Consider the following 25,307-nt stretch of genomic DNA (forward strand, 5'->3'; position numbering starts at 1 on the left):
TCCGCCGCGTCTGGCGCCCGGCGTGGGGCGCGACATGCGGTGTGGGCGCGGCGCCATGCCCGTTTTGCGCAGGCCCGTTTGGCTGGACGTGACGTTTCTTCTCTCCGACGGTGCTCATCCTGTAGCCTGTGGTCAGACTCAAACATATCAGCAGGAGATCCGCATGATCTTTTTCGATTGCTCCACCGCTCCCAATCCGCGTCGGGCGCGGATGGTGCTTGCCGAAAAGGGTCTCACCCCGGAGGTGCGTGAGATTTCCATCGCCAAGGGCGAACAGCTGAGTGCTGAGTTTCGCGCCATCAACCCGCAAGGCATGGTGCCAGCACTTGAGCTGGACGACGGCACGCTGTTGACCGAGAACCTCGGGATTGCGGCCTATGTGGAGGCGCTACAGCCAGAGCCGCCGCTGCTGGGCTGCGACGCGCGGGAAAAGGGCCTGGTGATGATGTGGAACGCCATTGTCGAGCAGCAGGGCGGCCTGCCCATCGCCGAGGCACTGCGCAACAGCCATCCGGCGTTTGAGAACCGCGCGGTGCCAGGCCCTGTGGACTGCCCTCAGATCCCGGCGCTGGCGGAGCGGGGCCGGGCGCGAGCAGAGGCGTTTTTGGGTTTATTGGAGGCGCGCTTGCAGCAGGTGCCCTATCTGGCGGGCGAGAGCTTCAGCTTTGCCGATATCACCGCCTTTGTCTTTGTCGATTTTGCTCGCGTTATCAAAATGCCGGTGCCGCAGTCGCATGAGGCGACGCTGGATTGGCGGGCCCGTATTGCGGCACGGCCCAGTGCGGCGCTTTGAGTGCCGGCGGCGGGCGGCGTGGCTTGCGCCGACGGACGGGGCGGGGCACTGTGCCTGCGCGCCGGACGTGCGCCTGATTGACCCGAGGGCCTGATGACACCGAAACCGCTGCTGCACCGTGATGATCCCGAGGCCGCGCCCCTGGTGGGCAATATCAAGGTCACCCGTGACGACTGGCTCAACATCGGTCTGGACGTGCTGATCCGCGACGGGGAGGAGCGGGTGAAGGTGCTGGCGCTGGCCGAGGCGATGGGGGTCTCGCGGTCGTCCTTCTATTGGTATTTCAAATCACGGCAGGACTTGCTGGATGCGCTGCTGACCCGCTGGGAAGAGACCAATACCGCCGGTCTGATCGCCCAGGCGGCGGTGCCAGCAGAGCGGATTACCGGCGCGGTTCTGAACATCTTTCGCTGTATCGCCAACCCGGCGCTGTTCAACACGGCGCTGGATTTTGCGGTGCGCGACTGGGCCCGCCGCTCGGATGCGGTACTGGCCCGGATGCGGGACGGGGATGCGGCGCGGGTGGCGGCGCTGACGGAGATGTTTGCCCGCTACGGCTGCGGCGAGCGGGAGGCGGTGACCCGGGCCAAGGTACTCTATTACATGCAGTTGGGCTATGACATGGCGGAACCGGAGGAGAGCCATGATTATCGTCTGGAGATGACGCCGGAGTATCTCAAGGTGTTCACCGGACAGGCCCCGACCGTAGATGAGTTGGCCGAGTTTTCCGACTACAGCCGACAGTTCTGGCAGGATCTGTCGCGCTGAGTGTCAACGTTGCCCAGTGGGCGCGCTGACGCGCGGCAGGTTTGAGCCTTGCCCCCTTTGGGGGGGGGCAAGGCGGTGGCCTCCGGCGGGAGGTATTTTCAAAAAAGGTGAAGGAGGTCAGCCGCGCAGGGCTTCGACCTCTGCCTTGACGGTTCGGGCGGCCTCTTCGCGCACCGGGCCGTAGCCGCGGATGTCCATCGGGGCGGCGAGGATTTGCGCCATTACGTCGGGGGCTTGGGCCGTCGGATGGGCGGCGATATCTTCGATGATGTCCATGAACCAGTCGCGCAGGTTGCGGTGCATCCGGGCCTCGCCGTGGTAGGCGAAGGGGTTGAGCGGTGTCTGCCGCAGGCTCTTTCCCTTGGCCAGCAGGGTCAGCAGTGGTGACATCCATGCCCCCAGCGCGCGTTTGGCGGGGCGGCCGCGCGCGTCGGTTTTGAAGTTCAGCAGCGGCGGCGCCATGTGGTATTTCACTGTGAAATCGCCGTCAAATTCGCGCTCCAGTTCGGCCTTGAAACTGTCGGTGCTCATCAGGCGGGCGACCTCGAATTCATCCTTGTAGGCCATCAGTTTGAACAGGCTGCGCGCCGCATGGGTCGTCAGGCTGTCGGCCTGATCGCGGGGCAGGGCGGCGTGCAGGCGAGCCAGCTGGTCGCGATAGTCCTGCGCGTAGGCGGCGTCCTGATACTGGGTGAGGAAGGCGGCGCGGCGGTCGATCAGCTGTTGCAGGGTTTCTTCTTCGGGCGTGTCCTCGGAGTATTGTGCGGCGAGCCGGTCCGGTGCGGCGGCCAGGGTGCGGCCGATGGCAAAGGCGAGCTGGTTTTTCTCGATGGCGACGCCGTTTAGCACGATGGCCTGCTGCAGCGCGCTGAGGCTGACGGGCACCAGTCCCTGCTGCCAGGAGAAGCCCAACATGATGACATTGGCCAACACCGCATCGCCCAGCAGCGTCTCGGCCACCGCATTGGCGTTGAGCGCGGCGACGTTCTCGGCCCCCACCACCGAGGCCACGGCGCGGGCGCGGGCGGGGATGTCGAGGCTGGCGTCGCGGCGCAGGACGATGTCGCCGGTTGGCATTTCGGCGAGGTTCAGGGCCACTTGAGCACCGGCGCGATAATGCGCCGAGGCCTTGGGCGCGGAGGACACCACCGCGTCACAGGCGATGACCGCATCCGCGGAGCCCTGATCGGTGCGCACCTGGTGCACGTCTTCGGGGGTCTTTGCCAGGCGGATGTAGCTGAGAACCGTGCCGAATTTCTGCGCAAAGCCGGTAAAGTCGAGCACCGAGGAGCCTTTGCCCTCCAGATGCGCAGCCATGGTGATCAGCGCGCCGACGGTGACAACCCCGGTGCCGCCCACCCCTGTGACCAGCAGGTCGAAGGGCTGTGCAAGTGTGGGCAGGTCGGGAGACGGTAGATCGGCTGTCAGGCGCTGGGCGTCCAGATCGGCGATCAGTTTCTTGCGGCGCGTGGCGCCTTCGACGGTTACGAAGCTGGGGCAGAAGCCATTGAGGCAGGAGAAATCCTTGTTGCAGCTGGAGAGGTTGATCTTGCGCTTGCGCCCGAAGGGGGTCTCCTTCGGCTCGACACTGAGGCAGTTGGATTCGACCGAACAGTCGCCGCAGCCCTCGCAGACCAGATCGTTGATCCAGGCAAAGCGCTTGGGGTCTTCCATGGTGCCGCGCTTGCGGCGGCGGCGTTTTTCGGTGGCGCAGGTTTGTTCATAGATCAAGAGGGTGACGCCCTTGACCTCGCGCAGCTCGCGCTGAACCAGATCGAGGTCTGCGCGATCATGGAACGAGGTGCCGGCGGGAAAGTCACTGCGGGTGAATTTGTCGATGTCATCCGAGATTAGCGCGATGCGGTCCACCCCTTCGGCGCGGCTGGTCTGGGCGATACCCGCAACCGAGACCGGACCGTCCACCGGCTGACCACCCGTCATGGCAACCGCGTCGTTATACAGCACCTTGAAGGTGATATTGGCCCCTGCCGCCACCGCCTGCCGGATGGCGAGCGAGCCGGAGTGATACCAGGTGCCTTCGCCCAGGTTCTGGAACACATGTTTGCCGCCGTTGTATTTCGACGCCACCAGATGCGGCACGCCCTCGCCGCCCATCTGGGCATAGCCTGCGGTGTCGCGGCCCATCCAAGAGGCCATGACGTGGCAGCCGATGCCGGAGTTGGCGGTGGAGCCGTCGGGGATCTTGGTCGAGGTGTTGTGCGGACAGCCCGAGCAGAAATAGGGCGTGCGGGTGGCGCCAGTGATGTTCAGCAGGTTCGGGGGCGTGTCGGTCAGGGCGCGGGCCTTGTCCAGCAGCTTCAGCTCGGGGAAGAACCGGTCCAGACGCTCTGCCACAAGGGGCACCAGCATCAGGGGGCTCAGCTCGCCGACCCAAGGGATCAGCGGTTCGCCCGCGGCGTGGTATTTGCCGACCATCTTCTTGGGCTTGTCGCCGGGCCAGTCGTAGAAATACTCCTTGAACTGGCTTTCTATGATGCCGCGTTTTTCCTCGACCACCAGCACCTCTTCCTTGCCGTTCACGAAACGCAGCGCCTCGGCGCGGGCCAGCGGCCAGACCATGCCGACCTTGTAGATGTCGATGCCAAGGTCGCGGCAGGTGGCCTCGTCCAGATCCAGCAGACGCAGGGCTTCCATCAGGTCGAGATGGCCCTTGCCGGTGGTGACAATGCCAAAGCGAGCCTCTGGCAGATCATAGATGCGACGGTCGATCGGATTCGCTTCGGTAAAGGCACGCACGGCCTGCAGTTTGGCGCGGATGCGGGTCTCGATCTCGGGCGAGGGCAGATCGGAGGAGCGAATGTGCAGCCCGCCGGGATAGTCAGGCAGGTCGGGCAGGGTGAACTGGCGGTCCTTTGGCAGCTCGACTGAGCGGCCACTTTCCACCGTTTCCGACACCGCCTTGAAGCCAACCCAGGTGCCGGAGTAGCGCGACAGTGCAAGGCCATATTCGCCAAACGTCAGGTATTCGCCCACATCCGCCGGGTTCAGCACCGGCATGAACCACGACATGAAGGCGACGTCTGACTGATGCGGCATCGAGGACGACACGCAGCCGTGGTCGTCACCTGCCACCACCAGCACGCCGCCCTTGGGCGCGGAACCGTAGGCGTTGCCGTGTTTCAGCGCGTCGCCAGAGCGGTCGACGCCGGGTCCCTTGCCGTACCACATGGAATAAACGCCCTCGACCTCGCAATCGGGGTCAAGAATGGCCTGCTGCGCGCCAAGCACGGCGGTGGCGCCAAGATCCTCGTTCACCGCGGGCATGAAGTCGATGCCGGCGTCCTTCATCCGGTCGCGGGCGCGCCAGAATTCCAGATCGACGCCGCCCAGGGGCGAACCACGATAGCCGGAGACAAATCCGGCGGTGTTGAGCCCGGCGGCGCGGTCGCGACGGGACTGGTCCAGCATGATCCGGGCCAGCGCCTGGGTGCCGGTGAGGAACACGCGGCCTTCGGTGCGGGCATAGCGGTCCTCCAGCTGGTAAGTCTGAAACGCATGGGACAGCTCGGTCATGATGGCTCCTTAAAGTGGCTATCGGTTGGGGAAATGGATGAAGTGGCTGAAAGTGTAATTCGAAAGATGTGAAAAATCTTGCCAGAGCATGCGAGAATTGGCAGTTATTCGGAAAACTGAACCAGATATTCCGGATTTTGAGGAGCGAGATTTCGACATGATGCAGTTGGATGAACGTGATCGCCGCATTCTGAAGCTGCTGCAGGAAGACTGTCGCATGTCCAACGCAGATCTCGCGGACGCCGTCAGCATGTCTGCATCGGCGTTGTGGCGCAGAGTGCGCGCGCTCGAGGAGGCTGGTGTCATCTCTCGCTACGGGGCCCGCGTGGTGCCAAAGGCCATGGGACTGAAGTTCGAGGCGCTGGTACAGGTCAACCTGACGCGTCACGCGCCCGAACACCTGACGGAATTCATCCGTGCGGTGGAGACCAATCCCCATGTTGTGGAATGTTATGCCACCACGGGGCAGGCGGATTATCATCTTCGTGTGCTCGCGCCGGATCTAGAAGCCTATAATCAGTTTCTCGAGGGTTTCCTGTTCCAGTTGGCGGGTGTTGCAAGTGCGCAGACCCATGTGATCCTGAAGACGGTGAAACGGGACACGCCGGTGGTGCCCTGAGCGGCTGCGCGGCCGCGATGGATTTTTGTCAGATCGGTGGAATTCTCGGTTGTTCGACTCGCGCGTTCACTTTATGTTCTTGCTTGAGTGGCGGCGAAGGAGAGGGGTGACATGACCAAAGTGGCGGTGCTGCTGACGCAGGGGTTTGCGGATTGGGAATACGGGGTGCTGTGTGGCCTCGGACAGGGTTATTTCGGGCTGGAGATCCGCTTTGTCACACCAGTGCCGGGCGAGGTGACCTCGATGGGTGGTCTGGTGGCGCGGGTGGTTGACGGGCTTGACCTGCTGGAGGCCTGGGCGCCGGATGCGCTGGTGGTGATCGGCGGCACGATCTGGGAACGCCCCGAAGCGCCGGATGTCGTCGATGTCCTGCGGGCAGCGCATCAGCGTGGTGCAGTTGTGGCGGGCATCTGTGGCGGCACCCTTGCGTTGGCCCGGGCCGGTCTGTTGAACGCGGTGCGGCATACCTCGAACGATGCGGCCTTCCTCGGCACCCATGCGGACAGCTATGCGGGCTCAGCAACGTATCTGGAGCAGCCTACGGCAGTCTCTGATGGACGCGTGGTGACGGCGGCGGGCACTGCGCCCGTCAGCTTTGCCGCCGAGGTCATGGCTGCGCTGGATGTACCGGCCGAAACGGTGCATCAGCTGAAATCAATGCTGGGTGGTGAGCATCGCGTCCCGCGCAGCGCTGCGGCCTAGCGCCCCCGCCGCGCGTCAGCGCGGCGCTGGGCCCAACGGGGGAGGGGGCATTTCAATGCAACCGACACGGGCGGGAGCCTCCCCGCCGCGGCGCTTTGGCAGACCGGCACGGTATGGATCAGAGAGAGACCATCGCCCAGGCGGCAGTCATGCCGATGTATGTCAGATGATGCAGCAGCTGATCGGTGCCCATGGCACGCCAGAACGCGCCCTGGGTCGGGTCCAGCTTGTTACACTCGGTATGATGCGCCTTCCAGTAGTCGATGTTGAAATGGATCAGCCATTCCGCGGCGCAGATCACCGCAATGAACCAGGGCGGGCTGCCGACGATGAACAGGACCACCACCGAGGCCATCGCATGCACGCCTGCATGCTGGGCGCGACCGGGATGAAAATACTGACAGCGGCCTGATAGCATCTTTTTGGTCTGCAGGTAGAAGTCGGCAAACATATGCTTGACCTCGAACAGGCAGATCAGCAGCAGGACGATACCGACATTCTCTGGCAAAACAGATGTTCCTCTTGCAGTTGCAACGTGCGGCGGGCAGGTCACTCGCGGACCTTACGGTGTTTTCTCTATATCGCAAATATCGCATTGGATTGTCTGTGACATAGCTCACAGACGTAACAGGGCCAGCTTTCTAGGCTGCGCCCACGTCATGTCTGCGTCATTGCCTGAGAAGGGCAAACCGCGCTAATCATGGGGAAATCACGTCAATTTCCTTGTTAAACCACGCGGGCCGGTGCCCAGCCGCAAGATCTTCGGAGTCCTTCCCATAGAACGCACGCTTTTCCAATTCATCTGGAAGTACTCCAAGCGTGACCAGCTGATTCTCCTGCTGGTCACCGCCTGCCTGTTTCCGCTGCTCTATCTGACGCTGGAGCTGCCCAAGCGCATCATCAATGACGCCATCGGTGCTCAGTCCTCCACCGTCGAGGTTTGGGGGCAGCAGTTCGACCAGCTCACCTATCTGTGGATCCTATGCGGCGCCTTCCTGCTGGCGGTGCTGGCGCATGGCCTGACCAAGATGCGCATCAATACCATGAAGGGCGTGCTGGCCGAGCGCATGTTGCGCCGTTTCCGCTACAGCCTGATCGCCCGTGTCCTGCGATTCCCGCAGCCCTATTTCGAGCGCACCAGCCAGGGCGAGCTTGTCTCGATGATCACCTCCGAATCCGAGCCCATGGGCGGGTTGATGGGGGATGCGGTCAGCCAACCGGTGCTGCAGGCGGGTCAGATGCTGACCATCCTCTATTTCTTGTTTGTCCAAAACCTGTGGTTCGGGCTGGCGGCGGTGGCGCTGATCCCGCTGCAGGGCTGGCTGATCCCAATGCTGCAGCGGCGCATCAACCTGCTCAACAAAAAGCGCATCCAGCAAGTGCGTGCATTGGCCTCCGAGATTGGCGAAAGCGCGGCGGGGGCATCGACCCTGCGCGTCAACGGCGGCTGGCGCTACCGCATGGCGCGGGTGACGGATCGGCTGGGGCATCTCTACGAGATCCGCTTCGACATCTACCAGAAGAAATTCTTCATGAAGTTCCTCAACAACTTCATCACCCAGCTGACGCCGTTCTTCTTCTATGCGGTGGGCGGTTATCTGGTGCTGGAGGGCAAGGTCTCGCTCGGCGCACTGGTGGCGGCGCTGGCGGCCTACAAAGATCTGGCCTCGCCTTGGAAGGAACTGCTGACCTATTACAACCAGACCCAGGACATGGGGCTGCGCTGGGAGGTGATCCTGGAGCGGTTCGCGCCGCCGGACATGGTGGACGAACGCCTGATGCAGGGCGAGCCGGAGGAGCTGCCGCATCTGGCCGGCGACATCGTACTGGACGGGGTCAGCGTGCGCGACGCCGACGGCAATCTGGTGCTGGAAGAATTGTCCGCGACCTTCCCCAAGGGCGAGCTGATCGGCATTGCCGCCCCGTCGGAAGAGGACCGCCGCGCCCTGGCCGAGGTGCTGACCCGCGAGGTGCTGCCCGCCTCCGGCACGGTGACACTGGCGGGCTACGGCATTCGTGACCTGCACCAGATGGTGCTTGCCACTCGCATCGGGCATGCGACTTCGCGCCCGGCGCTGTTTCAGGGGTCTTTCGGGGAAAACGTATTGATGCCGCTGCGCATCCGGCCGCTGGAAGATCCCACCGATCCACGGGCGCAGCGCGACGCGATCCGGGCGGGCAACAGCGCCGATCCGTTTGGGGTGAACTGGGTCGATCCGACGATCGCCGGTTTTGAAAAGTCGGACGAACTGCGCGAGTGGTGGCTGCGCATCGTCGAGGGCATTGGTTCGGACACCGCGCTTCTGCGGCGCGGCATGGATCAGGTTTTTGTGAGCAGTGAGCATCCACAACTGGCCAATGCGCTGGTCAAACTGCGCCCACAGGTGCAGCAGGCCCTGATGGACGCCGGGCTGGATGCCTTTGCCCATTTCAACAACCGTGAATATTACAACCCGACGCTGCCGGTGGTGGAAAACCTGCTTTATGCGACGCGCTCTGTGCCCATCACCTTTGAACTGCTGCGCGAACAGCATGACTTTTTGCAGACCGTGCGCCGCATTGGACTCGACACCGATCTGGTCAATCTGGCGCAGGACGTGCTGGAGATGCTCCGGCAGATCTTCGGCATGGATGGTACGGTGCATCCTCTCTTCCGCAAGCTGGGGCTGGAAGCATCGGATTATGAGGCGGCATTGCAGCTGTTGCAGAAGGTGAAATCCAAGGGCGCGGAGGCGCTGGACCCGGAAGAGCTGGCGCAGATGATGATCGTGCCTTTCTCGATCTCTGCCGAGGCGCTGGGACCGGCCTTCAGCACCGAGATCGAGGATCGCATCCTGTCCTTGCGTGACAGTCATGGGCGTGAATTGCTGGACACGCTTGATGACATCTTCGTGCCGCTCAGCAAGAGCGAATTTGCCCCCGGTTTCACGGTGTTGGAGAATGCCATCTTCGGCAAGATTTCCGACAGCGCCGGGGCGCGCGTCGAGGATCTGCGGCGCGCAGTCGCCGAGGTGATCGACAAGGCAGGCGTGCGCGAAATGGTGGTGGAGCTGATTTTCGAGCTGCCGGTCTCCGTTGGCGGCCAGGGGTTGGGGCAGAGCTTTGCCGAGCCGCTGGCCTTCTGCCGGGCCTCAATCAAACGCCCGGACATCCTGATCCTCGACAGTGCCTTGGCCAGCTTTGATCGCGACACCCGCCGGGCGATGCAGGACAACCTGCGGGACCTGCTGCCGGACACCACGCTGATTTTCCTCGAGCCTGCCTTTCGCGACCCCGACCGGTTCGATCACTACTTCGAGATGCGCCAGGGCCGCCTGAAGGACGAACGTGCCGATGTGCGTGAGGCTGTCGATGAGGACAGCGCCGCGGCGGCGGACCTGTCGCGCAAGCTGCGCGCCTTGGAGAGCACCGAACTTTTCTCCGGTCTCAATCGTCGTCAGCTGCGCCTGCTGGCCTTTGGGGCGCGTTGGTTCGAGGCCACGCCGGGCACGGCAGTGTTCCACAAGGATGATGCGGCCACCGACGGCGCTTATATGATCATCGAAGGGGAGGCGGGGCTCTACCTGCCCGCCGAAGACGAGGGCGCGGAGGGGCAACTGATTGCCAAGGTCGGCCCCGGCCGCCTGGTGGGCGAGTTGGGCCTGATCCGCAAGGAACCCCGTGCCCTGTCGATGATCGCCGAAAGCGACCTCACCTGCCTGCGGATCGGTGAGGAGGAATTCCTCGCAGTGGTGGAGAACGACGCCAACACGGCCTTCAAGCTGCTGCAGGTGGTTGCGGGCTACGTTTCCAGTTAGCCTGCCGGCAGGTGATCTGCCGATCCGACCGCGCCCGATGGTGCGGCGGATCGGCGCGATATTTTCAGGGAGAGAGCATATGAAATTGTTTCGGTACCGCACGGCGGACGGGGTGAAGCCGGGTCTGATGGATGAGTCGGGCGTGGCGCGGGATCTGTCGATCCACGTGGGGGATGTGACGCCGGAGACGCTGAACCCGTCGGTGTTGGCCGGGATCCGGGCGCTGGATGCCAGCGCCTTGCCGGAGCTGTCGGGCGAAATTGACTACGCCCCCTGCATCGGTTCGGTGGGCAAGTTCCTCTGCATTGGACTCAACTATTCCGATCATGCGGAAGAGGTGGGTGCAACCGCCCCCGAACACCCCATTCTTTTCATGAAAGCAAATTCATGCATCGTCGGGCCGAATGACGAGATCCGCATTCCAAGGGGGGCGACCAAGACAGACTGGGAAGTCGAGCTGGGCGTTGTGATCGGAACTGCGGCGAAATACGTCACTGTGGAAAGCGCGCTCGATCATGTTGCGGGGTACTGCGTCGTCAATGATGTCTCAGAACGGGATTTTCAGATGCAGCTGACCGGACAATGGACCAAGGGCAAGAGCTGCGACACCTTTGGCCCGATCGGGCCGTGGCTGGTGACGGCCGATGAGGTGGCTGATCCGCACGCGTTGGCTCTGTCCTGTGACGTGAATGGACAGCGGATGCAGACCGGAAACACCGACAAGATGATATTTTCGGTGGCCGAGGTCATCAGCCACCTGAGCCAGCTGATGACGCTGCACCCGGGCGATGTGATCGCAACAGGCACGCCTCCGGGTGTCGGGATGGGGCAAAAGCCCAATGCCATCTTCCTGCGTGATGGTGACGTGATAGAACTTGAAATTCAAGGGCTTGGGCGTCAGCGACAGCCTGTGCGCGCGGACGGCTGATCGCAGGAAAAGGCGAGGCCCGGTCGGTGTTTGCCGGGTCTCAGCGGCAATAGATCTCGTGAAGGCTCTCGAGGATTTTGGTCGCCGGTCCGTCGGCCAGCGAATAATAAACTGTCTTTCCAGAACGGCGTGCCACCACCAGGCGATCTTCGCGCAGGCGTGACAACAACTGGCTCACGGCGGCCTGCCGTTTGTCCAGCAGCTCTTCGAGGGCGCCGACCGAGAGTTCCTTTTCCCCGGCCAGATAGCACAGGATCATCAACCTCCCCTCATGCGCCAGGGCTTTCAGCAGTGCTGAGGCTTCCGATGCGTTATCCGCCATGGAGGCTACAGGCATGTCCAGTGTGTCAGTCATCATATAGGGTCTTCTTTCGCAGCCGTCTGGATTCCTGGGGAGCAGGAAGGAATGCATCAGAACAATCACTGACGCTTAATAGAGTAAGGCCACGGATCTCCGTGGCCTCGCAAGAGTTTCGATAAAAATTTATTCTTTTTAGCAAACCTTTGCTTACGCTTTTCTTCTCGCCCTCACTTTATATAGGGAGGCGGTTGGTGTGTTTTCAACCCTTGGCAGGTGGTGCGCCGCCCTCAAATGCATTGCCGTTCGCGTAATCACAGGGCGCTTCCTGCATGTTCAGATGCAGGTCATCCCCCGTGAAGGGGTGGGCGCGGGCCAGGTCCTCGTCGACGTCAATACCCAGGCCCGGCGCGTTGGGTGGGGTGATATAGCCATCCTCGACCGTGATGCTGCTCTTGATGAGCGCGCTGTGGAATGGGGTCTCGATACATTCGGCCATGAGGATGTTGGGGATCGAGGCGGCGAACTGGATGTTGGCGGCCCATTCCACCGGTCCGGCGTAAAGATGGGGCGCCATCTGCGCGTTGAAGACCTCTGCCATGGCGGCGACCTTCTTCATCTCCCAGATGCCACCGGCCCGGCCCAAGGCGGGTTGCAGGATCTCCGCGGCACCCGCGCGCAGGATGGCGCCAAATTCCGCCTTCGTCGCGAGCCGCTCTCCGGTGGCCACCGGGATGCGCACGCCACGGGCGACACGGGCCATGTCCTCGACCATGTCGGGAGGCGTGGGCTCTTCGAACCACAGGGGGCTGTAGGGCTCCAGCGCCTGGCCGAGGCGGATGGCACCGGCGGTGTTGAACTGGCCGTGGGTGCCAAACAGCAGGTCGGCGCGGTCTCCGACTGCCGCGCGGATGGCCTTGCAGAAGGCAACCGACTGGGAGATGTCGGACATTGCGGGCATATGGCCGCCGCGGATGGTATAGGGACCGGCGGGGTCGAATTTCACTGCCGTATAGCCGCGCGCGACCGCATCGGCGGCGGACTCCGCAGCCATTTCAGGCGAGGTCCAAAAGGCGCTGATGTCATGCTCGGGCAGCGGGTAGAGGTAGGTATAGGCGCGGATGCGATCGTTCATGCGGCCGCCGAGGAGCGCATGCACCGGGCGGTCCCGCTGCTTGCCGAGGATGTCCCAGCAGGCGATTTCCAGCCCCGAGAACGCGCCTATGACGGTGGGGTCGGGGCGCTGGGTGAAGCCTGAGGAATAGGCGCGGCGGAACATCAGCTCGATGTTTTCCGGGTTTTCACCCTGCATGTGGCGGCCAAAGACATCTTCGATCACGGCGGTCATGGCCTTGGGGCCGATGGTGGACGCGTAGCATTCGCCCCAGCCGGTGATGCCGGTGTCGGTGGTGACTTTGACGAGGATCCAGTAGCGCCCGCCCCAGCCGGGGGCCGGGGGCGCGGTGATGATGATGTCGAGGTCCTGGAGTTTCATGTCTCTCGGTCCTTTGAGGCTTGGCAATCGGGTGGAGGGGGAGCGCGCGCCGGGGCCATCGAGGCCCCGGCGCGCGCGGGTCCGGGCCAATGGGCCCGGATCCCGGCGTTTTGGGGCTGGTCTCAGCGGTTGAACAGGATCACATTGCGTTTGGCGCTGCCGGTCTTGGTGTCGGCGATGGCCTCGTTGATCTCCGCCAGCGACCAGCGGCCGGAGATCAGCTCGTCAAGCTTGAGGCGGCCCTGCTGGTAGAGGTCGACGATCCAGGGCACATCGCGCTGGATCACCACATCGCCCATCTTGGAGCCCTGCAGTCCCTGACCAAGGGCGGCCATGACCACAGGTTCATACTGCGCGGTCTGTCCGGAATGCGGCATGCCGATCATCACCGCGCGTCCACCAGGGCCAAGGTAGCGCGGCGCCTGGTCATAGGCGGGGATGGCGCCGACGGTGATCAGCACCACATCGGCGCCCTTGCCGCCAAGCGCCTTGTATGCGCCGCGCCAGGGTTTGGCCTCGGTCGCCAGCACCCCGTGGGTGGCGCCAAATTCGCGCGCAATTTCAAGCTTCTCCGGGCTCATGTCCACGGCCACAATGCGGCGGGCACCTGCGATGCGCGCGCCCTGAATGGCGTTGAGACCAACACCGCCGGCACCAATCACCACCACGTCCTCGCCGGCGCGCAGCTTGGCGGCGTTCACCGCGCCGCCGATGCCGGTGATGACGCCGCAGGAGATCAGCGCTGCCACCTCCTTGGGCAAATCGGCAGGGATCTTGACGATCTGGCGGGCGCTGACCACCACCTTTTCGGCAAAGGCGCCGCATGCCATGGCCTGAAGCAGGGGCTGGCCCGCTGCGGTGGACAGCGGCCCATCCAGGCCATCATAGGGCGTGGTGCAACTCACTGGCTGGCCACCGGCGCAGGTGGGGCAGCTGCCGCAGGCGCGGATCAGCGTGACGATGACGTCATCGCCGTGGTCGAACCCTTCCACTCCAGCGCCGATAGCGGAGATGCGCCCGGCGGCCTCGTGCCCGTAGACGGCAGGCAGGTGGCCACCCCAGGCGCCTTCGGCAAAGGAGATATCGCTGTGGCAGATGGCCACCGCATCCAGGGTGACTTCGACCTCGCCCTGTCCGGGAGGCGCGATCTGAATGTCATCGAGTGTCAGTGGTGCACCAAATGTGTGGCACACGGCGGCTTTGATGGTTTTCATGGTCGGTCTCCCCGTCGTTCTTGTTCAGGGTGACGTTGCCCACTGGGCACTGCAATGCGGAAAGCGGCGCGGATCTGTCGGTTTTACGCCACGGCATGTCAGGAGAGTGCAGCGGTGATGCATCGGGATTGCCGCTTTGGACACTCCGCCGGCTGTCTGTTGGGTGCCGGTTGCGGGGTGTGGCGTGACGGCGCTATCGGGTGAACTGAAGGGCAATTTGGTCGACCAGTTCTGCCAGTGGACCGGGCTGCGACAGGAATGGCGAATGCGAACTTTCGAGCATATGTACATCCTTCTGCGGCCAGTCGGCGCACATGCTGCTCTGATATTCCGGCGGGATGGTGCGGTCCTGAGTACAGCGGATATAGGCCTTGGGCAGCTCCGCCCAGGCCGACGGCACGGTAAGCGGCGTGGCCTGTGGCGGGATCGGCTGCGGGCAGAGGTGTTCCAGCGCGAAGGAGACCGCTTCGGGCGGGCAGTCATGATAGAACAGCTCCGGCGCGGCGTCCGGGCGGATCGTGTAGCTGTGGCCGTCGTCCGATTTCACCGCCGCATCGCCGATGGTCTGGCGTGGACCCGCCTTGCGCATGTCGATCAGGGAGAGGCCGGAGACTGGCACATAGGCGCAGAGGTAAATCAGGGCGCGCGGACGTGCGTATGCCACCGCGCCGGTGATTGGAAAGCCGGCCCAGGAATGGCCGAGGACAATGGTCTCGGGCGTGATGTGATCTGCGACGGCCCGGCAGGTCTCATCAAGCGTCACGGTTTCAGGCGCGCGGTCATCGCGGTGGCCGGGGAGGTCTATGGCGCGCACAAAATGACCACGGGCGGCCAGCGCCGGGGTCAGGTCGCGCCAACACCATGCTCCGTGACAGGAGCCGTGAACGAGAAGGATATCAGCCAATGTGTCCAACCTCTTGCAGGAATTGAGTGAGCCGCGCGCCGTAGGCTTCGGGCTGGTCGATGGGGGGCACGTGGCCGCTGCGCCGCAGCAGCGCAAACTGCGCGCCGGGGATCAGGTCGATGGTTTCACGCACCAGATCGGGCGGGGTGGAGCCATCCTCTGACCCGGCGATGCCAAGCGTGGGCAGGCGCAGGCCGGAGGTGGGCGTGTAGAAATCGGTGCCCGCCACCGCGGCGCAGCAGCCAAGGTAGCCTTCGACGCTGGTGCCTTCGACGATCGCCTGCGTCGGGGCATGGGCGCCGGACTTCAGATAGGCGCGGGGGAACCAGCGCTGCATGGTTTCGGCCCCGATGGCGGCGAGGCCATCGGCGCGGATCGCCGCCATCCGGCGCTGCCAGATCTCCGGCGTGCCGATCTTGGCGGCGGTGTTGGACAACACCAGCGCGCGGATCAGATCGAGCCGTTTCACCGCCAACCCCTGCGCGATCATGCCGCCGATGGACAGGCCGACAAACAGGCTGTCGCGGATCTCGCAGAACTCCATCAGCCGTTCCGCGTCGCGCACCAAAGCGCCCATCGAATAGGGGCCATCGGGCACCGAAGACCCGCCATGGCCGCGCAGGTCGAACGTCAGAATACGCAGGCGGTCGGGCAGCGTCGGGATCACCCGGTCCCAGATGCGCTGGTCGGTGCCAAGCGCATGCACAAGGACCACGGGCGGCGCCTTGGCCGGGCCATGCAGGGTGTAGTTCAACTGGACATCGCCAAGGTCTGCGAGGGGCATGGGCGGGCTCTTGCTATCTGTTGCCGCGCGACCATAAACAGATGCGTCGCGAGAGGCCAGCGATGGGCGAGGCGAAGGGGGCTTGCCCTTCGCGCTCGCCGGAATGTTGCCGGTTGAAGGACCACTCAGGAGAAGCGGCTGAGTGCCTCGACAAAGGTATCCCGGTCCACATTGCCGCCGGTGGCAACAGCGATCACCGCATCGCCTTCGATCTGGTCGCCATGGAACAGCGCGGCGGCGAGGGCGGCAGCACCACCGGGTTCCAGCACGATCTTCAGCCGTTGGAAGGCAAGCGCCATGGCGTGCTGGGCTTCGGTGTCGGTGATGGTGAGGCCGGGCCCGCAAAGGCGCGACAGGATCGGCCAGGTGATCTCGCCCGGGGCCGGGGTCAGGATGGCGTCGCAGATGGAGCCAGTGGGGGTGGCGTTACTCTCGATCCGGCCCGAGGCCTGCGAACGTGCCACATCGTCGAAGCCTTCTGGCTCTGCCGGGCGCACACGCAGCCCCGGCGCACGGTCCTGCAAGGTCAGCGCGATGCCCGAGGTCAGTCCGCCACCGCCGCAGCAGACCAGCACATCGCCTTGGGTGACGCCCTGTTCGGCGGCCTGTTCGGCGATCTCCAGCCCGGTGGTGCCCTGGCCCGCGATCACCTCGGGTTCGTCATAGGGTTTGATGAGGGTGAGGCCGCGGCTCTCGACCAGCGGCGCGGCGGCGGCTTCGCGGCTTTCTCCAGCTGCGCGATCATAGAGCACCACTTCGGCACCCAGGGCGCGGGTGTTGTCGATCTTGAGCCGGGGCGCATCAGCGGGCATCACGATCACCGCAGGCGCGCCATGGGCCTTGGCCGCCGCGGCGACACCCTGCGCGTGGTTGCCCGAGGAATAGGCGATGACACCGCGCTTGCGCAGGTCGGGGTCCAGAGCCGACAGCGCCGCCCAGCCGCCGCGGAACTTGAACGATCCGGTGTGCTGCAGGCATTCGGCCTTCACGAAGAGGCGCCGACCAGCGATCTCGTCAAGGAAGGGCGAGGAGAGGAGCGGCGTGCGGCGGGCGTGGCCCTTGAGGCGCGCGGCGGCGGCCTCGATCATGGCGAGCGTGGTCATTAGGCGTCTTTCAATACATCGTGGATGAGGGCGAGGGCGGCGGGTTCGTCAAGGAAGGGGATATGGCCGCGATCCGGCAGTTCCACGGCGCGCAGGGCGGGCAGGCGGCGCTGCATCTCGGCATAGGTCTCTGCCGACAGGATATCGGAGTGCGCGCCTCGGATGACCCCGGCGGGCAGCCCGTCGAGGGCGGCAAACCACGGCCAGAGGCTGGGCTTCTCCTCCATCTCGGCCAGGGCAGCGACCTGGGCCAGCATGGCATCGCGCAGGCGGGCGTCATAGCGTAGCTCCAGCCCGTCCGGCGTCTCTTTGTAGAAGGTCTGCGCCTCCTCCAGCCAGCGTTGCGACGGAACGCCGGGGAAGGCTGGCGCCATCACGGCCTCCAGCGTCTGGGCGGCCTCGGCATGGGTGTTCGCGGAAGGGCGGCGACCGAGGTAGTCGAAGATCCGGCCCAGACCCTCCTCGGCGATATCGGGGCCAACGTCGTTGAGGATCACCGCCGACAACCGGTCGCGGGCGGTGCCGGCGATCGCCATCGCCACCAGCCCGCCGCGCGAGGTGCCAAGCAGGGCCGCGCGAGCCAGCCCGAGGTGGTCCATCAAGGCGATCACATCCCCGGCCTCGGTCAGGATGTTGTAGCTGGACGGGTCTTCGGCATAATCCGACCGCCCGCGCCCGCGCAGATCCAGCGGGATGACGTGATAGGCAGAGAGATGCGGCAGCGCATAGCGGAAATCCTGCCCGTCGCGGGTCAGGCCGGGCAGGCAGATCAGCGGCAGCCCGTCGCGATTGCCGTGGGTCTCATAGTAGAGCGACAGCCCGTCTGGGGTGGTGAAACGGCTCATGAAGATGTCTTTCTCAGGTGGTGTAGCGGGCAGTGGTTCAGGCGGTGGCGGCGATGTCGGGGATCGGGGTCAGGTCGCTCAGGACATGCGCCGGGCGCCAAGGCAGGCGGTCCACCGGCTCATCCGCGCGATTGACCCATGCGGTGGTGAAGCCATAGCCGGTGGCGCAGCCCGCGTCCCAGCCGTTGGAGGAGACAAACAGCACCTCGGGCCGTTCATCGCCAAACCGTTGGCCGACCAGATCATAGACAGCCGCGGCGGGTTTGAAGATACCGACGCTTTCGACCGAGAGCACATCATCGAGCACGTCGCCAAGCCCGGCGGAGTCCACAGCCCCGGCCAGCATCTGCGGCGACCCGTTCGACAGGATGGCGGTCTGATAGCCCGCGTCCTTGAGCGCGCGCAGCATCGCGGGCACCTCCGGGTAGGCGGCCAGTTCCCAGTAAAGGTCCAGCAGCCGTTGGCGCAGGGCGGGCTGAGCATCAAGACCGGCGGCCTCCAGCGCCCAGTCAAGGCCGTCCTGCGTGACCTGCCAGAAATCCGTATGCGCCTCGGTGACGGCGCGCAGCCAGGTATATTGCAGCTGTTTCAGCCGCCAGGTTTGCGCCAGTGTCGCCCAATTGTCCGAAAGCTGCGGGAATTCCGGCTCTGCTGCGGCCTGTCGGGCGGCGGCGGCGACGTCGAACAGCGTGCCATAGGCGTCGAAAATGCAGGTCTTGATCGTCATTTGGAAGGCCTCCGTGTTGGCAGCGAAACTGCCACAAGCGGGGCCGGGCTCAATGGGCTAAATTGTGTTGGTACGGGTTTACTCTGCTGCCATGAGCGTTAGGGTGGCCTCTTATCATTCGGGCCCTCGGCCCAAAAACACACCTGAGAACCCGAAAGGGGGTCATCATGACCGCGGTAAAAAATGGCGACACGGTTCGCATCCACTACACCGGAAAGCTGACAGACGGCACCGTCTTTGACAGTTCCGAAGGGCGTGATCCGCTCGAATTCACTGTTGGCGCCGGCCATGTCATCAAGGGCATGGATGATGGCATGCTGGAGATGGCAGAGGGCGATTCAAAGACGCTGGAGATCGCTTGCGAGGACGCCTACGGGCCGATCAACCCCTCAGCCCGTCAGGCCGTGCCGCGCGAGGGTATTCCGGAGGACATTCCGCTGGAAATCGGCACCATGCTGCAGATGCAGACCCCCGAGGGTCAGGTGCTGCCGGTGACCGTGGTCGAAGTGGACGAGACCAATGTGACGCTTGATGCCAACCACCGTCTGGCGGGCCAGGATCTGGTCTTTGACGTGGAGCTGGTGGCGATCGCCTGAGGGCGGACCACGGCTGAAAACGCGGGCCGGCGGGGGAGATCTCCCGCCCGCTCGCAGACGCGAATACGCGTCCCTCCCGGTTGGGCCGGGCGCCGCGCCTGCGGCGCGGCGCGGTCCGTTGCGCCAGTGTTGGGGCCATTAGGGGGCCAAACTGTCATGTGATCGGGGCATCAAAACCACCCAAAACTTGTCTAAATTGCGCGACGCATTTTCGGGGCGACCTGAGGCGTCTTCATCTGGTGTTCATTTCTCCCGGCGACGTTTGCGCCAGCCCTGCTGCATCTTTGGGGCGGTGGGTGGAAAAGTTAAAACCGGAGTTTTGAAATATGCGTAATCTGCTTCTCAGCACTGTTCTGACCATGGGTGCCACCATGGCGCAAGCTACTGAATATTTGAATATTTTTACTTGGGATGGGTATGTTCAGCCGGATGAGGTTGCCGCGGTCAACGACATCCTTGCGTCCGAAGGCTATGATATTGAGGTCCGCGTGCTGGACACTCTGGCCGAAGGTCCGGAGCAGATGTTTGACGTGATCCGTTCAGGCGATGTGGATGTCTCTTTCCTGACGCTGAACTACATCAATATGGAAGGCTTTCCGTTCTCCAACCTGCTGCAGCCGATCGACACGTCCTCGCCCCGTCTGAGCAATGCCGAGGCACTTCTGCCGGAGCTGAGTGCGATCCCGATGGGCATGTCCGACGCCGGTCCGCTGTACCTGCCGTTTGGCGGTGGCTCCTACGGGATCTGGGCCAATGACGACGTGGTTGCAGAGCATCCGACCTCGGTTGCTGACCTGCTGAAGCCCGAGTGGAAGGGGCAGATCTCGCTGACCTCAGGCCAGGTGCAGCCGAATGTGGCATTGGCGTTGATGTCCATGGGGCAGTCGCCCTTTGCGGTGCAGGATGCCTCTGGTGACCGCAAGAAAATGGCGGCGCTACAGAAAGCAGATGGTGAGTTGCAGCAAACGATGAACGCGCTGCACGATCAGGTCGGCTTCTTCTGGAGTGCAGGCCCGGAATTCCGCGGCGACCTGGCCTTTGTGGCCTCCTACGGTCCCGGCGCAGCGGCTCATGTGGCCTCCGGTGGGAACTGGAGCATCGTGAACTTCGACGAGGGCAACACCGTCTGGCTCGACACCATCAACTTCTCGAAAAAGCTGAAGGGCAAAAAGCTGGAAGCGGCCGAGATCTTTGCCAACTACTTCATCGGCAAGGACGTGCAGGAGCGCATCGTGAACGGTCTTGGCATGGTGGCGGCGACCACGCAGGTGGATGCGAATCCGATGCTGGATGACAACCCGGAGTTCTTTGCTGAAGAGCTGTTCTGGCCGCCTTATACCAAGCTGGCCAACAACGTGATGAACATGTTGTCCAAGCGGGCGTCGGAAGCGGGTAGCTGACTGAAACCGCCAGTGTGAAAGCTAGAAGAGAGAGGGGCGCTGCGGCGCCCCTTTGTCGTGGTTGTGGACAGGGAGGCGAAACGCTGTCGCTGGCAACGTCGTCTGCACGGCCCGGAATGCGGCGGGAAATGCGCCGACCGTCAGCGCTGCAGCAGCAGTGAGATACTGCGGGCCGCGCGTTGCGCAAAACGGCTTAGATCCGCGGGATCTGTGCCCGCCCGCACCCGCAGGCCCAGCGAATGCAGTGTGGCAGCGGCCAGTTCAGCTGCGGCCTGACGGGTGTCCTCCGCCGTGTCCGGAGCCAGGTGGTTAAGCAGGCGACGGAACTGAGCGTCGGTCTGCGTGACCCGCTGCATCAGCCGGCTGCGGATCTCCGGATGCAGAGGGGCGGCGGCAACGGCGGTGGAGAACACGAGGCAACCACGCGCCTGCTCAAGGGGCTCGTCACGATAGATTGCAAGCATGGCCATATAGACGGCCCTTAGCGCCTCCTCCGGCGTGGCATCGCGCGGGATCTGCTGCGCCAGATCGCCCTGCACGCGGATGACAAAATCATCCATCGCGCGCAGGAACATCGCTTCCTTATTTCCAAAGGCGGCATAGAGGCTGGGGCGCACGAGGCCGGTGGCCTTAGAAAGGTCATCCAGCGAGGTCGCCGCATAGCCCTTCTGCCAGAAGGTCTCCATGATCGTCTGGCGCACCGCACGTTCATCGAACTTACGCGGGCGGCCCCGACCGCGTGTCTGCCCCGCCTTGCTCATTCGGGGAAGTCCGCCCCGTGTAGCACATCGCAGAAATGTGGCTGGTGAAAGCCGGGCACATGGCGATGGGCCACGTCTGCGCCAAAATTATGCATCGCGGTCATGGGCTTGGCTTTGTAGATCCGGGTGAGCGCTTGTTCCATTGCCTTTTTGAAGCCCAGACGGGGGTAGGCGTCAAGCACCTGTTCCATCACCTCCGGGGTGATCTGATCATGCGGGATGACGCCCACATCCAGACCGGCGCCGATCTGCACCAGCGCGGCCTCGGGTGATTTTTTCTGCGGGATCGAAAATGTGGTGTGCAGCGCAATCGCGTCCCAGACCCGGTCGATGCGCGATTGCTCGACGTTTTGCGCCGTTAGGAAGGTGGCGGCGGCTTCGGCAGCGTCCACCTCAAACCGGTCATCCGCCATATATTGCTCGGTCAGGCCGAGGTCATGCAGCATGGCAGCGATGTAAAACAGCTCCGGATCATATTGCATGCCTGTTGCCCGAGCGGTGAGGGCGCCAAAGACAAATGACCGGCTGACGTGGTTGTAGAGAAACGGATCGCTGGCCATTCGCGCCATTTCCTCGGCGGCGGTGCAGGGCGCGGTGTCGGGCGGGGGCACAAGGTCGGTGAGAAGCATCTGAGATATCCTGATTAAGACGGCTTCTCTTTTATTGTGCGATTCGGTATAAAATAAAAGCACCCAGGCTCAAAATGACCTGAGGCAAAAAGAAAAGGCGCCCCGAAGGGCGCCTTAACTGACTGATATGTAATATTAAATCAGAGGTGATCTTGCTGCGGCATGCCCAAGATATGAAAGCCGCCATCGACGCGGATGATCTCGCCGGTGGTGTAGGCGCCGGCGTCCGAAGCCAGATAGACCGCTGTGCCACCAACCGCTTCCAGCGTCGCATTGGACCGCAAGGGGGCGTTCTGCTCGGTGTGCTTATAGGTCTTGCGCGCGCCGCCGATGGCAGCACCGGCCAGCGTTTTCATCGGGCCTGGGGAGATCGCATTGACGCGGATGCCATCGGGGCCGAGGTCGTTGGCCAGATAGCGCGTGGTGCTTTCCAGCGCGGCCTTGGCCACGCCCATCACATTGTAGTTCGGGGTCACCCGGTTCGAGCCGCCATAGGTCAGCGTCAGCATGGTGCCACCGCCGTTTTCCTGCATCATCGGATAGGCACGACGGGCCACCTCGATGAAGGAATAGGCTGAGATATCCATCGAGTTCTTGAAGTTGGCGCGGCTGGTGTTGATGAACCGGCCGGTCAGCTCCGTTTTGTCGGAATAGGCGATGGCGTGGACGATGAAATCGATCGTCGGCCAGCGCGCGCCCAGCTGTTCGAACGCGGTGTCGAGCGACGCATCGTCGGTGACATCCACATCCACCATGAAATCGCTGTCGACTGAGGCCGCCAGCGGTTCCAGACGTTTGCCGAAGGCCTCGCCTTGATAGGTGAAGGCCAGCTCGGCCCCGGCCTCATGCATCGCCTTGGCGATCCCCCAGGCGATGGAGCGGTCATTTGCCACCCCCATGATCAGGCCCCGTTTGCCGGCCAATACTCCTGTCACGTTGTCAATCCTTGTACTTGCTGAGAACCATGGACCCATTGGTGCCGCCAAAGCCGAAGCTGTTGGTCATGACACTGTCGAGCCCTGCGTTTTCAACATATTGGGTCGCCACTTCGCCGTCCTCGATACCCTCTGCGAGGGTTTCGACGTTGATCGAAGGGGTGATGAAATCATTGTCCAGCATCAGGAGGCTGAAGATCGCCTCCAGCGCGCCTGCCGCACCCTGCGCGTGGCCGGTCATCGATTTGGTGGAGGAGATCGGCGGCACCTGACCGGCGCCAAAGACGCGGCGGGCGGCTTCGACCTCGCCCACGTCCCCAACCGGTGTCGAGGTGCCATGCGCGTTGATGTAGGAGACCTTGCGACCTTCGGGCAGGGTCTGCAGGGCCAGACGCATCGCGCGCTCGCCGCCCTCGCCGGAGGGGGCCACCATGTCGTGTCCGTCGGAGGTGGCGGCAAAGCCGGTCACTTCGGCATAGATCTTGGCACCACGCGCCAGCGCATGCTCCAGATCTTCCAGCACCACGATGCCGCCGCCGCCGGAGATCACAAAACCATCGCGGTCCTGATCGAAGGCGCGGGAGGCTTTTTCCGGTGTGTCGTTATACTTCGAGGACATCGCGCCCATGGCGTCAAACAGACAGGACAGGGTCCAGTCCAGTTCCTCGCCGCCACCGGCGAACATCACGTCCTGCTTGCCCATCATGATCTGCTCTGCGGCATTGCCGATGCAGTGCAGCGAGGTGGAGCAGGCAGAGGTGATCGAATAGTTGATGCCCTTGATCTTGAACGCGGTCGCCAGGTTGGCGGAGATCGTCGAGGACATGCATTTCGGCACCGCGAAGGGGCCGATGCGCTTGGTGGCGCCGGTCTTCAGCACGGTCTGATGCGCGGTCAGCATCGAGGAGGTGGACGGCCCGCCGGAGCCTGCGATCAGGCCGGTGCGTTCGTTCACTACCTGATCCTCGCCCAGGCCGGAATCGGTGATCGCCTGTTGCATGGCGATATGCGCATAGGCGGCGCCGGGGCCCATGAAGCGCAGGGTGCGCTTGTCCACGTGCTCGGCGGGGTTGATTTTCAGCGTGCCTGCAATCTGGCTGCGGAACCCGTGTTCCGCCATCTCTTCGCTGGCGGTGATGCCGGACTTGCCGGCCTTCAAGGAGGCAATGACCTCTTCGGCAGTGTTCCCGATGGAAGAGACGACTCCCAGACCGGTGACGACGACGCGACGCATGATGCGTACTCCTGTGTACTCGTGTGAAAGGGGGCTGGCCCCGTTCCTGTGCCCGTGTTCCTGTCGTGGCGACCCGCGGTGCGGATCAGCTCTCGGAGAGGGCCACTTTCATGTCCTTGACCTGATAGATCACCTCACCATCCGCTTCCACGATCCCGTCTGCGACGCCCATGGTCAAGCGGCGGGTTTGCAGGGCTTTGGTGAAATTGATGCGATAGGTCAGCATTTTACGCTCCGGGCGCACCATGCCGGTCAGTTTGACCTCACCAACGCCAAGCGCATAGCCGCGCCCCTGCCAGCCGCGCCAGCCGAGGTTGAAACCGGTGAGCTGCCACAGGCCATCAAGGCCGAGGCAACCGGGCATGATCGGGTTGCCGGGGAAATGGCACTCGAAGAACCACAGGTCCGGGGTGATGTCGAATTCCGCGATGATATGGCCTTTGCCATGCTCACCGCCGTCGCTGCTCACCTCGGTGATGCGGTCCATCATCAGCATCGGGGGCGCCGGCAACTGTGCATTGCCGGGTCCAAACAGCTCGCCTCTTGCGCATTTGAGCAGGTCTTCCTTGTCAAAGCTGCTGGGATATTGGGCCATGTGCGGGGCAACTCCTGCCTGTGGGTCTCAAAATAGGTTCAACGACCCCATTAGCATCGCGTTTACATGTCCTGCAAGGGCAGCGCGATGCTGCATGTGCGAGGGTGAGGTGAGGTTTTATCAGGTCTGTGCCGGAAGAACGGGCGGCTGTCTTTGCAAATCGGATTGAAAACGGGCAGTATTCTGCCATATAGAACGCCAGTGGATGTGAACAGTAGGAAGGTGATCATGACGCCGACCCATGAAGAGAACGCCAACAAGTGGCTGATGGAGGCGGGCCTGCGCCCGACCCGCCAGCGCGTGACGCTGGCCTCTCTGCTGGTGGGCGATGGCCAGCACCGTCACGTCACCGCCGAGAGCCTGTTTGATGCCGCCAAGGACGATGGCGCCGCCGTGTCGCTGGCGACGGTCTACAACACGCTACGTGCCTTTTGCGAGGCGGGCGTGCTGCAGGAGATCACGGTTGATGGCTCCAAGAGCTATTTCGACACCAATGTGCATGACCATCCGCATTATTACTGGGAAGGCGAGGGCCGCGTCAGTGATGCCCCGTCCGAGGAGTTGGTGATCCAGTCCGTGCCGCAGCCGCCCGAGGGGATGGAGATCGCCTCGGTCGATGTGGTCATCCGTCTGCGTAAGAAGTAAG

Annotated in this window: 24 protein-coding genes; 9 read left to right on the forward strand and 15 right to left on the reverse strand. The window is 63.4% G+C overall.

All coding sequences use genetic code 11. The annotated features are described in order from the left end of the window. Positions 1 to 163: 163 nt before the first annotated feature. Both CLV89_RS01625 and CLV89_RS01630 read left to right on the forward strand, forming a co-directional pair. Positions 164 to 793: a glutathione S-transferase family protein gene (locus CLV89_RS01625; RefSeq protein WP_106161860.1), complete on the forward strand. Its 630-nt coding sequence runs from the start codon at positions 164 to 166 to the stop codon at positions 791 to 793. 93 nt (positions 794 to 886) lie between these two features. After that, on the forward strand, positions 887 to 1,561 hold the full coding sequence (locus CLV89_RS01630) for a TetR/AcrR family transcriptional regulator (RefSeq protein ID WP_106161862.1): 675 nt from the start codon (positions 887 to 889) through the stop codon (positions 1,559 to 1,561). A gap of 117 nt (positions 1,562 to 1,678) precedes the next feature. Here CLV89_RS01630 and CLV89_RS01635 read toward each other — a convergent pair whose 3' ends face one another. Continuing rightward, the gene (locus CLV89_RS01635) at positions 1,679 to 5,095 is read right to left on the reverse strand and encodes an indolepyruvate ferredoxin oxidoreductase family protein (RefSeq protein ID WP_106161864.1); all 3,417 of its coding nucleotides are present in this window, start codon (positions 5,093 to 5,095) and stop codon (positions 1,679 to 1,681) included. A 160-nt stretch (positions 5,096 to 5,255) separates the two neighbouring features. Between CLV89_RS01635 and CLV89_RS01640 the strand changes: the two genes are divergently transcribed. Both CLV89_RS01640 and CLV89_RS01645 read left to right on the forward strand, forming a co-directional pair. Beyond that, positions 5,256 to 5,714, forward strand: coding sequence for an Lrp/AsnC family transcriptional regulator (locus CLV89_RS01640; RefSeq protein WP_106162304.1), 459 nt, complete (start codon positions 5,256 to 5,258; stop codon positions 5,712 to 5,714). A gap of 111 nt (positions 5,715 to 5,825) precedes the next feature. Continuing rightward, positions 5,826 to 6,416: a type 1 glutamine amidotransferase family protein gene (locus CLV89_RS01645; RefSeq protein ID WP_106161866.1), complete on the forward strand. Its 591-nt coding sequence runs from the start codon at positions 5,826 to 5,828 to the stop codon at positions 6,414 to 6,416. Between the two features lie 118 nt (positions 6,417 to 6,534). Here the strand turns inward: CLV89_RS01645 and CLV89_RS01650 are convergent, their stop codons facing one another. After that, positions 6,535 to 6,924 (reverse strand): DUF3307 domain-containing protein, encoded by a 390-nt coding sequence (locus CLV89_RS01650; protein WP_106161868.1) that lies wholly within the window; start codon positions 6,922 to 6,924, stop codon positions 6,535 to 6,537. A gap of 235 nt (positions 6,925 to 7,159) precedes the next feature. On the opposite strand from CLV89_RS01650, the gene CLV89_RS01655 reads away from it, so the two are divergent. Further along, entirely contained in the window at positions 7,160 to 10,213 is a 3,054-nt protein-coding gene (locus tag CLV89_RS01655; RefSeq protein ID WP_423837289.1) for an ABC transporter transmembrane domain-containing protein, read from the forward strand. A gap of 79 nt (positions 10,214 to 10,292) precedes the next feature. After that, positions 10,293 to 11,141: a fumarylacetoacetate hydrolase family protein gene (locus CLV89_RS01660; RefSeq protein WP_106161870.1), complete on the forward strand. Its 849-nt coding sequence runs from the start codon at positions 10,293 to 10,295 to the stop codon at positions 11,139 to 11,141. A gap of 40 nt (positions 11,142 to 11,181) precedes the next feature. Here the strand turns inward: CLV89_RS01660 and CLV89_RS01665 are convergent, their stop codons facing one another. From CLV89_RS01665 to CLV89_RS01700, 8 genes are all read right to left on the reverse strand, one after another. Further along, complete coding sequence (locus CLV89_RS01665) at positions 11,182 to 11,499, reverse strand: ArsR/SmtB family transcription factor (RefSeq protein WP_106161872.1); 318 nt, start codon at positions 11,497 to 11,499, stop codon at positions 11,182 to 11,184. Positions 11,500 to 11,701: 202 nt separating this feature from the next. Further along, entirely contained in the window at positions 11,702 to 12,934 is a 1,233-nt protein-coding gene (locus CLV89_RS01670) for a mandelate racemase/muconate lactonizing enzyme family protein (RefSeq protein ID WP_106161874.1), read from the reverse strand. Between the two features lie 122 nt (positions 12,935 to 13,056). Continuing rightward, positions 13,057 to 14,148 (reverse strand): zinc-binding dehydrogenase, encoded by a 1,092-nt coding sequence (locus CLV89_RS01675; protein WP_106161876.1) that lies wholly within the window; start codon positions 14,146 to 14,148, stop codon positions 13,057 to 13,059. A gap of 193 nt (positions 14,149 to 14,341) precedes the next feature. Continuing rightward, positions 14,342 to 15,052, reverse strand: a complete 711-nt coding sequence (locus CLV89_RS01680) for an alpha/beta fold hydrolase (RefSeq protein WP_106161878.1) — start codon at positions 15,050 to 15,052, stop codon at positions 14,342 to 14,344. Then, positions 15,045 to 15,836, reverse strand: coding sequence for a 3-oxoadipate enol-lactonase (gene pcaD, locus CLV89_RS01685; protein WP_106161880.1), 792 nt, complete (start codon positions 15,834 to 15,836; stop codon positions 15,045 to 15,047). Before pcaD ends, CLV89_RS01680 begins: the two co-directional genes overlap by 8 nt. 125 nt (positions 15,837 to 15,961) lie before the next feature. After that, entirely contained in the window at positions 15,962 to 16,939 is a 978-nt protein-coding gene (locus tag CLV89_RS01690; RefSeq protein ID WP_106161882.1) for a threonine ammonia-lyase, read from the reverse strand. Continuing rightward, positions 16,939 to 17,784, reverse strand: coding sequence for an alpha/beta fold hydrolase (locus CLV89_RS01695; protein WP_106161884.1), 846 nt, complete (start codon positions 17,782 to 17,784; stop codon positions 16,939 to 16,941). Before CLV89_RS01695 ends, CLV89_RS01690 begins: the two co-directional genes overlap by 1 nt. A 37-nt stretch (positions 17,785 to 17,821) precedes the next feature. Beyond that, complete coding sequence (locus CLV89_RS01700) at positions 17,822 to 18,511, reverse strand: haloacid dehalogenase type II (protein WP_106161886.1); 690 nt, start codon at positions 18,509 to 18,511, stop codon at positions 17,822 to 17,824. Positions 18,512 to 18,678: 167 nt separating this feature from the next. Between CLV89_RS01700 and CLV89_RS01705 the strand changes: the two genes are divergently transcribed. Further along, positions 18,679 to 19,107, forward strand: coding sequence for an FKBP-type peptidyl-prolyl cis-trans isomerase (locus tag CLV89_RS01705; RefSeq protein WP_106161888.1), 429 nt, complete (start codon positions 18,679 to 18,681; stop codon positions 19,105 to 19,107). A gap of 326 nt (positions 19,108 to 19,433) precedes the next feature. After that, on the forward strand, positions 19,434 to 20,507 hold the full coding sequence (locus CLV89_RS01710) for an ABC transporter substrate-binding protein (protein ID WP_106161890.1): 1,074 nt from the start codon (positions 19,434 to 19,436) through the stop codon (positions 20,505 to 20,507). A 140-nt stretch (positions 20,508 to 20,647) separates the two neighbouring features. Here the strand turns inward: CLV89_RS01710 and CLV89_RS01715 are convergent, their stop codons facing one another. From CLV89_RS01715 to fabA, 5 genes are all read right to left on the reverse strand, one after another. Beyond that, a complete protein-coding gene (locus CLV89_RS01715) occupies positions 20,648 to 21,268 on the reverse strand; it encodes a TetR/AcrR family transcriptional regulator (RefSeq protein WP_106161892.1) in 621 nt (206 codons plus the stop codon). Continuing rightward, the gene (locus CLV89_RS01720) at positions 21,265 to 21,897 is read right to left on the reverse strand and encodes an HD domain-containing protein (protein ID WP_106161894.1); all 633 of its coding nucleotides are present in this window, start codon (positions 21,895 to 21,897) and stop codon (positions 21,265 to 21,267) included. The genes CLV89_RS01715 and CLV89_RS01720 overlap by 4 nt, the downstream gene beginning before the upstream one ends. 140 nt (positions 21,898 to 22,037) lie before the next feature. Beyond that, positions 22,038 to 22,832: an enoyl-ACP reductase FabI gene (locus CLV89_RS01725; protein ID WP_106161896.1), complete on the reverse strand. Its 795-nt coding sequence runs from the start codon at positions 22,830 to 22,832 to the stop codon at positions 22,038 to 22,040. Positions 22,833 to 22,836: 4 nt separating this feature from the next. Next, positions 22,837 to 24,066 carry a beta-ketoacyl-ACP synthase I gene (gene fabB / locus CLV89_RS01730; RefSeq protein WP_106161898.1) on the reverse strand — a complete coding sequence of 410 codons (1,230 nt, stop codon included), beginning with the start codon at positions 24,064 to 24,066 and terminating at the stop codon, positions 22,837 to 22,839. An 85-nt stretch (positions 24,067 to 24,151) separates the two neighbouring features. Next, entirely contained in the window at positions 24,152 to 24,661 is a 510-nt protein-coding gene (gene fabA, locus CLV89_RS01735; RefSeq protein WP_106161900.1) for a bifunctional 3-hydroxydecanoyl-ACP dehydratase/trans-2-decenoyl-ACP isomerase, read from the reverse strand. Positions 24,662 to 24,889: 228 nt separating this feature from the next. On the opposite strand from fabA, the gene irrA reads away from it, so the two are divergent. Continuing rightward, entirely contained in the window at positions 24,890 to 25,306 is a 417-nt protein-coding gene (irrA, locus tag CLV89_RS01740) for an iron response transcriptional regulator IrrA (RefSeq protein WP_106161902.1), read from the forward strand. The last annotated feature ends 1 nt before the right edge of the window (position 25,307 follow it).

Origin of the sequence: Tritonibacter scottomollicae, assembly GCF_003003215.1 — a bacterium.
GTDB lineage: Bacteria > Pseudomonadota > Alphaproteobacteria > Rhodobacterales > Rhodobacteraceae > Epibacterium > Epibacterium scottomollicae.

Coding starts and splice junctions, on each gene's coding strand:
- CLV89_RS01625 (WP_106161860.1), top strand. CDS start 164: ATGATCTTTTTCGATTGCTCCACCGCTCCCAATCCGCGTCGGGCGCGG.
- CLV89_RS01630 (WP_106161862.1), top strand. CDS start 887: ATGACACCGAAACCGCTGCTGCACCGTGATGATCCCGAGGCCGCGCCC.
- CLV89_RS01635 (WP_106161864.1), bottom strand. CDS start 5,095: ATGACCGAGCTGTCCCATGCGTTTCAGACTTACCAGCTGGAGGACCGC.
- CLV89_RS01640 (WP_106162304.1), top strand. CDS start 5,256: ATGCAGTTGGATGAACGTGATCGCCGCATTCTGAAGCTGCTGCAGGAA.
- CLV89_RS01645 (WP_106161866.1), top strand. CDS start 5,826: ATGACCAAAGTGGCGGTGCTGCTGACGCAGGGGTTTGCGGATTGGGAA.
- CLV89_RS01660 (WP_106161870.1), top strand. CDS start 10,293: ATGAAATTGTTTCGGTACCGCACGGCGGACGGGGTGAAGCCGGGTCTG.
- CLV89_RS01665 (WP_106161872.1), bottom strand. CDS start 11,499: ATGATGACTGACACACTGGACATGCCTGTAGCCTCCATGGCGGATAAC.
- CLV89_RS01670 (WP_106161874.1), bottom strand. CDS start 12,934: ATGAAACTCCAGGACCTCGACATCATCATCACCGCGCCCCCGGCCCCC.
- CLV89_RS01675 (WP_106161876.1), bottom strand. CDS start 14,148: ATGAAAACCATCAAAGCCGCCGTGTGCCACACATTTGGTGCACCACTG.
- pcaD (WP_106161880.1), bottom strand. CDS start 15,836: ATGCCCCTCGCAGACCTTGGCGATGTCCAGTTGAACTACACCCTGCAT.
- CLV89_RS01690 (WP_106161882.1), bottom strand. CDS start 16,939: ATGACCACGCTCGCCATGATCGAGGCCGCCGCCGCGCGCCTCAAGGGC.
- CLV89_RS01695 (WP_106161884.1), bottom strand. CDS start 17,784: ATGAGCCGTTTCACCACCCCAGACGGGCTGTCGCTCTACTATGAGACC.
- CLV89_RS01700 (WP_106161886.1), bottom strand. CDS start 18,511: ATGACGATCAAGACCTGCATTTTCGACGCCTATGGCACGCTGTTCGAC.
- CLV89_RS01705 (WP_106161888.1), top strand. CDS start 18,679: ATGACCGCGGTAAAAAATGGCGACACGGTTCGCATCCACTACACCGGA.
- CLV89_RS01710 (WP_106161890.1), top strand. CDS start 19,434: ATGCGTAATCTGCTTCTCAGCACTGTTCTGACCATGGGTGCCACCATG.
- CLV89_RS01715 (WP_106161892.1), bottom strand. CDS start 21,268: ATGAGCAAGGCGGGGCAGACACGCGGTCGGGGCCGCCCGCGTAAGTTC.
- CLV89_RS01720 (WP_106161894.1), bottom strand. CDS start 21,897: ATGCTTCTCACCGACCTTGTGCCCCCGCCCGACACCGCGCCCTGCACC.
- fabB (WP_106161898.1), bottom strand. CDS start 24,066: ATGCGTCGCGTCGTCGTCACCGGTCTGGGAGTCGTCTCTTCCATCGGG.
- fabA (WP_106161900.1), bottom strand. CDS start 24,661: ATGGCCCAATATCCCAGCAGCTTTGACAAGGAAGACCTGCTCAAATGC.
- irrA (WP_106161902.1), top strand. CDS start 24,890: ATGACGCCGACCCATGAAGAGAACGCCAACAAGTGGCTGATGGAGGCG.